The sequence below is a fragment of the Deltaproteobacteria bacterium genome (assembly GCA_018668695.1).
Lineage (GTDB): Bacteria > Myxococcota > XYA12-FULL-58-9 > XYA12-FULL-58-9 > JABJBS01 > JABJBS01.
Genome location: JABJBS010000251.1, coordinates 1 through 6,871 on the forward strand (window position 1 = coordinate 1; position 6,871 = coordinate 6,871).

Annotated in this window: 7 protein-coding genes; 5 read left to right on the forward strand and 2 right to left on the reverse strand. The window is 50.4% G+C overall.

Annotated elements, in window-relative coordinates; translation table 11 throughout:
• From HOK28_13350 to HOK28_13365, 4 genes are all read left to right on the forward strand, one after another.
• On the forward strand, nucleotides 1–624 hold a 624-nt coding region (locus tag HOK28_13350), incomplete at its 5' end, for a DUF4215 domain-containing protein (GenBank protein MBT6434078.1).
• Nucleotides 625–854: 230 nt separating this feature from the next.
• Nucleotides 855–2,156 carry a sulfotransferase gene (locus HOK28_13355; protein MBT6434079.1) on the forward strand — a complete coding sequence of 434 codons (1,302 nt, stop codon included), beginning with the start codon at nucleotides 855–857 and terminating at the stop codon, nucleotides 2,154–2,156.
• Complete coding sequence (locus HOK28_13360) at nucleotides 2,149–3,141, forward strand: ketopantoate reductase (protein ID MBT6434080.1); 993 nt, start codon at nucleotides 2,149–2,151, stop codon at nucleotides 3,139–3,141. The genes HOK28_13355 and HOK28_13360 overlap by 8 nt, the downstream gene beginning before the upstream one ends.
• A 62-nt stretch (nucleotides 3,142–3,203) precedes the next feature.
• Nucleotides 3,204–3,998 (forward strand): sterol desaturase family protein, encoded by a 795-nt coding sequence (locus tag HOK28_13365; GenBank protein ID MBT6434081.1) that lies wholly within the window; start codon nucleotides 3,204–3,206, stop codon nucleotides 3,996–3,998.
• A 154-nt stretch (nucleotides 3,999–4,152) separates the two neighbouring features.
• On the opposite strand, the gene HOK28_13370 is transcribed toward HOK28_13365, so the two are convergent.
• Nucleotides 4,153–5,715 (reverse strand): DEAD/DEAH box helicase, encoded by a 1,563-nt coding sequence (locus HOK28_13370; protein ID MBT6434082.1) that lies wholly within the window; start codon nucleotides 5,713–5,715, stop codon nucleotides 4,153–4,155.
• Between the two features lie 117 nt (nucleotides 5,716–5,832).
• On the opposite strand from HOK28_13370, the gene HOK28_13375 reads away from it, so the two are divergent.
• Nucleotides 5,833–6,162 (forward strand): hypothetical protein, encoded by a 330-nt coding sequence (locus HOK28_13375; protein MBT6434083.1) that lies wholly within the window; start codon nucleotides 5,833–5,835, stop codon nucleotides 6,160–6,162.
• A 159-nt stretch (nucleotides 6,163–6,321) separates the two neighbouring features.
• Here the strand turns inward: HOK28_13375 and HOK28_13380 are convergent.
• The coding region (locus HOK28_13380) for an ABC transporter ATP-binding protein (protein ID MBT6434084.1) at nucleotides 6,322–6,871 on the reverse strand (550 nt) is incomplete at its 5' end.

The following is a 6,871-nucleotide window of genomic DNA, read 5'->3' on the forward strand; positions in this document are numbered from 1 at the left end:
GTGGACTGCGGACGTGACTACTGCTGTGCAATTAGCACTCTCGGTGTCCTTACCTGCTGGGGTAAGAACGAAACAATTTCTGCCTATCAAGCAAGTTCAACGGTTTGTGGCGATGGAATCAAAGGAAGCAGTGAGCAATGCGACGACGGTAACACAAGCGATGGCGATACATGCTCCAGCACGTGTTCGGAAATCACCGTTGGCTGCGCCGATGGTACCGTTGAAGGTGGACTCAGCTTATGGCAACGCGAGGATATCGTATTTTGCACCACTTCCGACGGTGAACTGCCTACATCAGCCAGCAATGCAGGAACGCTTTGCGCCAGTGGTTGGACAGCATGCACGTCCGCTGAGTATGTGGCCCGTAATGACAATTGCACCGCCGGTGTGAATTTCAGCGTGGTCCTTAACGATGGCGACAACTGCATGATGCACGCCGATGGACGAGCGTTTGACGATGACGATAACCCGGCTTGGCAGTGTCGCCATGATACGGTGCGGGCAGGTTTCGTTGGGAGTTGCAGTCAAGAAGCAACCAGTGGTGGAAGCTTCAGTATGCGTAGCTACGATGCTTTCTCCAGCGGTGCCTCCACGCTTCAAGGAACGGTTTGCTGTAGCAACTAGCGTGGCTTAATAACCGCTCCACTCCAATAGGCTCATCACAGCTCACGCTTCGATGCTTTGTTTTGATCTATTGAGCCCTTCCAATGTTGATACTTGTTTTCGCCCGGCTGGAAACGTGATTTCATAAAAGAGGGGCTGAAGAATTCATCTCGCGGTTGTCGGACTTTTGTCTACACGTAAAGTTGTTGGGGCTAAGTTTTCTTCCATGAGCCACTATTGAGGTACCGACTTTGACGAATGCATCATGCGTTGCAATAAAGCCAAATGCTCGAACCGTTCGCCGCCGTGAGTTAAGGGGCAGTGTACGCTGCGCCAACGCACTTCTAGCGGGCCTCGAAAAAGCAGGCCTCTCGCTGGGTAACATCAACATCGATGACTTAGAACGCAAGGCTGTCGACCGCACGGGACTCCAAGATTTCGGTGAGATGCAGTATAGAGAGCCGCTTGAAAAGCTTTTGGAGAATGTGAGCCGAAGTCCCGCATTACCTTTGGCCAAAGTGAGCATGAAGGAGCAGATCTCTCAGCACCTTAAAAACAGACTACTCATTGAAGATTATTTAGCTCGTCATCCCGAAATCAGAACCATTGAACTCGACCGGCCTGTGTTTATTGTTGGCTTGCCTCGTACGGGTACAACCATGGTGCAAAATGCTTTGAGTCTAAGCTCAGAGTGTCATTCGCCTGAGTTTTGGTGGCTGAAATATCCGGTGCCGAGCCACCCTAATTTAGCCAAGAGTAAAGTAGAACGCTTAAGGCGTGGAAGGTTGCTTGCATCACTCAATTCTTTTGTAGCGCCCGAGCAAGCTTCCATTCACAACACCCACGCACGAAGCCTAGAAGAGTGTTGGCATTTGTTTTTTAACCGCTTTACCTCACTTAGCTACGCCTTTGGCTGTGGACTCCACGATTACGGAAGATGGCTTCTCCAGCACGATATGGAGCCAACTTACACCGAATATGGCGACCAGTTGAAATTGATGAGTGCTCAGTTTCCAGGCCAGCGTTTGGTTCTAAAGTGTGTTGAGCATGTTTGGTTTTTAGATTCTCTGTTTAAGGTTTTTCCAGACGCGCGCGTGGTTTGGACACACCGAGACCCTTTTGATTCAGTCGCATCGTATGCGAGCTATATCTCGGTCTTCTTAAGAGTGATGTACGGATCCTGCGACCAGAAAAAAACCGGACAGTTTGTAGAGGATTTATTCTCCCAAGGTGTCACGCGGGCAATGGCAGTTCGGGAAACACTTGGTAAAGAAGACCAGATTTTGGATGTGTATTGTTCTGACCTGGTTAACAAACCAGTCGAAACCATTGCATCCATTTCCGAAAAATTTGATTTACCGTTTCAAGCGGATGATGTGGGAAAACTAGAGTCCTGGCTATCATCCCAGCGAAAAGACGCGGCCGGAAATCATCGCTACGTAGCGTCGGATTTCGGATTGAATCGCCAAAGGACACACACACGGTTCGCAGACTACATGGACCGATTTGAAGTTGGCGCGTCCTCTCGCGGCGGAGGTGAATCCCGTGAGTGATAAGAAGATTCTCATTGTGGGGGCAGGAGCGGTTGGCCAAGTTTATGGGCGACACCTGTTAAAGGGCGGCGCGAACGTTACTTTTTTGGTTCGTGATAAGTACCGTGCGGAGCTTGAACAAGGTTACCGGCTTTATCCATTGAACGAGTATCAAACGTCTGATGAAGGCCTGCCAATCACAAACTTCGCTTTATTGACGACTCACGATGACGTTGAGTCAACTCAATGGGACCAAGTGTGGTTATGTGTGTCTTCGGCGGCTTTGCGAGAGGCGTGGTTTCCTAAATTGGTAGGGCGGGTAGGTGATGCCACGATTGTGGCGCTCCAGCCCGGGCTTGAGGAGCGGGACTATTTGGTTGGTGTGATTCCTGAGCATCGATTGGTCCACGGGATAGTTGCATTTATAAGCTACCCGTTACCATTACCTGAGAGGTACGATGCGGCGGTTGTGTTGAAGGGAAATCGCACAGCCTATTGGTTACCACCGTTTTCTAAAATGTTTTTCAGTGGGGAACCTTGTCGAAGAGATGAGGTGCTGAGGTTGTTGGTGGCTGGTGGTATTCGTGCCCGCTCACATCAAGACGTTTCTAAGGCTGCTGCATTTTCAAGTGCAGTGCTCATGTCTTTGATGATTGGGTTAGAGGCCTCTGACTGGTCCATGGCTAGGTTCAGGGCAGGGAAACAGATCGGTGTTGCCGCTGAAGCTGCCCGGGAATCCCTTGGTATTGCAGCAAGGCATTACCAAGTAAAGGCTCCATGGTGGAGAGGTTTACTCGGCGCCTGGGGTATTGGTGCCCTCATGGCTGCTGCGCGTAGATGGCTTCCATTACCACTTGAAGAGTATTTTCGATTTCACTTTACTAAGATAGCGCCTCAGACAAGGCTTTATACCGGTTCGTATCTTAAATTGGGACAGGACTTTGGCTTACCTACAAAAGCTATCCTTAAGAATGTGGGTGGTTTGCAGGCAATGAAATCCGAATGAATAGAAATAAAGAAAGTTGTATCACCAGTGAAACAGACGTTCGTATTGACATGGAGGAATGAATGACAACCACAATGATGGTTCTTGCATTGATTGCAGTGGGGATGATGGCTCTTGAGTTTACGGTTGCACGGATACGTGGACACAAGACGTATGGGAAAAAGGCCACGTCGAGTAGCTTAATCAATGGTATTGGCTCGGGCATCAGCGCCACGGTAGCCAGTACATTTGTTTTGTATAATTTAGTTGAAACCAATTTTGGCGTGATTGAGTTCACGGCATCGAGCTGGGTGACATGGGCGGTTGCGATATTCGCCTTAGATTTTGTATTCTATTGGGCTCACAGAATAGTGCATACCATCCCAATGTTTTGGGCGATTCATGAAGTCCACCACAGCTCAAACGAGTACAACGTTGCAACAGGTATACGCGCTCCTTGGCTTCAGCCACTGATGTACGGCCCTTTCACCATGCTCCTGGCGCTTTCAGGTATTCCTATCGAAGTTATGATTCCTGTGTATTTAGGACAGCAGATTTGGAAGCTTGGCGCTCACACAGAAATGGTGGGGAGCCTCGGGCCTTTGGAGTGGTTTATGGCAACACCAAAACGTCACTCTTTGCACCATGCAAAAAATGACGCTTATGAGAACTGTAATTTTGGTGGGCTCTTCCTGATTTGGGACTTGATGTTTGGAACCTTCAAGGCGGAGGATGAAGCGCCTGAGTATGGTCTACAAGGGGAGATGGCGCTTTCACCCATTCAAGATAATTTTGGTCCGTGGAAAAGACTTTGGGAGAAATCTCGTCAGGCTCAAGGACCGGTGGCGAGAGTGGGCGTTTTTCTCTGGCGAAGCTAGCCGCCCCGCACATTTCACAGGCGACTGTTTTCTTCAGCTTCAAGGCCGATAGAAAACCGTGGCCGAGTGGAGTAGGCAGCCACGCCTGAATTCAGCCTCGATTCCATGTGGGCTCTTACTGAATTCTCAGTTTTTAGTTGGTATCGCGAGAGCTTTAGCGACTCTTTCGGCGCGACTTGGTGGTGGGCTTACGGCTTGTGGGTTTGCCAGCAGCCCCGCGAGAGCGGCTCGGTTTGCCCGCAGGTGGCTTGCCTCGGCTCGGCTTGCCAGCCGGGCTACTTGAACGAGCGGGTTTACCTGTTGCTGTTTTACCGCGGGCCGGTTTGGCAGAAGCACTTTGGGAACGGCCAGACCTTCCCTCTGCCGGTTTTCCTCGGCTTGGTTTTTCAGATTTGGATTGAGCCCGAGCAGCTCTGGATGCTTCGCTTTTGGAACGGCCCGGCTTTCCCGGTTTTGCTTTAGCGCGTCCTGGCGTGGCGGCTGCTTTGGGCCTCGCTGCCTTTTTGCGGGTGGTCGTCTGCTTAGCTTTAGACGCCGCTTTTTTACGTCCGGCATCTCTTTTACCGACGACACGCGCAAGCTTCAAAGAGGATTGATTCTCAATTGCACTGTTGATTCGAGTAATCAGGGGGAAGTCTTTGGTCGTGACCAAGTTAACAACTTCTGCTGGTGCACCGTTTCTTCCCGCACGTCCACATCGGTGGATGTAGTAGACCGGTTCAAAGGGAAGGTCGTAGTTCAGCACCCAGTTCAGCCCAGGGATATCGATACCGCGAGAGGCGATGTCGGTGCAGACCAAGATGTCGCCGCCATCTTCAAATCGGGCGATGGCCTTACGACGGTCTTTTTTCTCCATGCCTCCATGCAAGAGGTGGATAGTTTTCTTAGGCAATGCCTTGGTGAGCTGGTCGTAGACTTCTTCAGCCGTTTTTTTGAGGTTTACAAACAAGAAACCGGGTCCGCGTACTGTTTCCAGCAACGCCGCTGCGTGAAGAACCTTATCAGCGTAAGGCACGGTGTAGTTGGTCGTTGAGATGTTGTCCCGCAAGCTGTGGGCGCCTTGAAGCTCAATCTCTTGAAATTTGAGGCCAGGGAATGTTGCCCGGCGTATATCAGCGAAGGTTCCAGGCATGGTCGCTGAGAAGAGACCGACCTGTAATTCCGGGGACTGGAGCCGGGACACAAGCGCTTGGCAGTCTGGGAGGAAGCTGGCATCGAAGAGTTGATCTGCTTCATCGAATATCAGGTATCGGGCCATATCAGATTTCAGTTCGCCAGCCTTAAGCGCGCCTAGAATCCGGTTGGGCGAGCCAATAAGCACATCGATTTTCCCCGCCATGGACGAGCGAGTCTGTTTTTGGGTGCTGCCCTTTTTGACCAAACGTATCCGCAGCTTTGCCAGGTGAGCGATAGATTTGAGGATTTTCTCAACTTGAGCACCAAGCTCTTCTGTTGGGCAGATAATCCAGGCGCTGGGCGTGCGTTCTAGAGTATTTTCGACCAAAGCGTCGCTTTCTAGTTTCTTAAGTAGCTCAACTATGGGTAGAGCGTACGCCAGGGTTTTACCCGAGCCTGTTTGAGCCAGAACACTTACGGATTTGCCCTCAAGTAGACGCGGGATAGCCGCAGATTGAACATCTGTGGGCTTGTTGAACCCCGACTCTTCAACAAAGGTATGGAGAGCGGGAAGATTCAGAAGGTCTTTAAACTTGGCCATGGTGGTTTTATATCGCTTCGGCTCGCTTTAAGCCACAACATGAGACCACATCCGAATTGTTAGTCTCGAAAATCGGTGGTATTGTGCCCCGAATACAGCATGTAGAGTAGGACGGTTATGAGAAAGACTTTTAAATTAACGCATCCAAAGCATAAGCGGCCCAGACTTGTCGAAGGCGTTCGGCACGAAGTGAAGAAATACGTGAAGAGGGAGCGCAATAAGAAGCTGCCCGACGGTGTCGATTACTGGGACTTCGATTGCAAGTATGGGCATACCGAGGAAGAAGCTCGGGTCATTCACCTCTCAGAAATCAGCAAGTGCATAGACGAAGTCGACCAACTCGAACTCAGCTCTTTTTACCTTGAGATCCTAGCTAAGCATGGCGTCAGAATGAAGTCCGACAAGCCTAAGGATAAACCTGAAGCGAAGGCTGAAGAAGACTCCTAGTCGCTTGAGACCCCTCCGAGTTCGCGCCCTAGGGCGAATTTTCTCACCTTACCGATTCCAAATTACAAACGCAGCTCGGCCCGTTCCCAGGGCCCGGGTTTAAATCGCCGAATTTTAAGTGAAGAGTGGGGTGATAACCACCCCTTGGACGGCAGATATTTAAGAGGCGACTTTGCTTTGGGCAGCAATACGCTGTTCTTGGCGCTTCGCAATTTGCTCCAGGCTATCTCTTGGAATGGCTTCGATAAGACGCTCTGTGTAGGCCTCTTTCGGGTTTTGATAGATTGACTCACTCGGTCCAAATTCTACGAACTTACCTTCGTTCATAACCGCCATCATGTCGCTCATGAATTTTACGACGCTTAAATCGTGGCTAATGAAAATATAGGTAAGCCCCATTTCCGCTTGGAGCTCTTTGAGCAAGTTCAATACCTGAGCCTGAACCGATACATCCAATGCAGACACCGATTCATCACAAATGATTAAATCGGGCTCAAGGGACAATGCCCGCGCGATGCAGATACGCTGTCGCTGAACTCCCGAGAATTCATGAGGATAACGGTTGAGAAATTGCCGGCCAGGGAGCCCAACTTTTTCTAAAAGCTGGAGAACCATTTCGCGGCGCTCTTCGTAGGTTTCACCGATACCGTGTACTTCCATGGGTTCCATGATGGTGGTTTCGATGGTCTTACGAGGATTGAGCGATCCA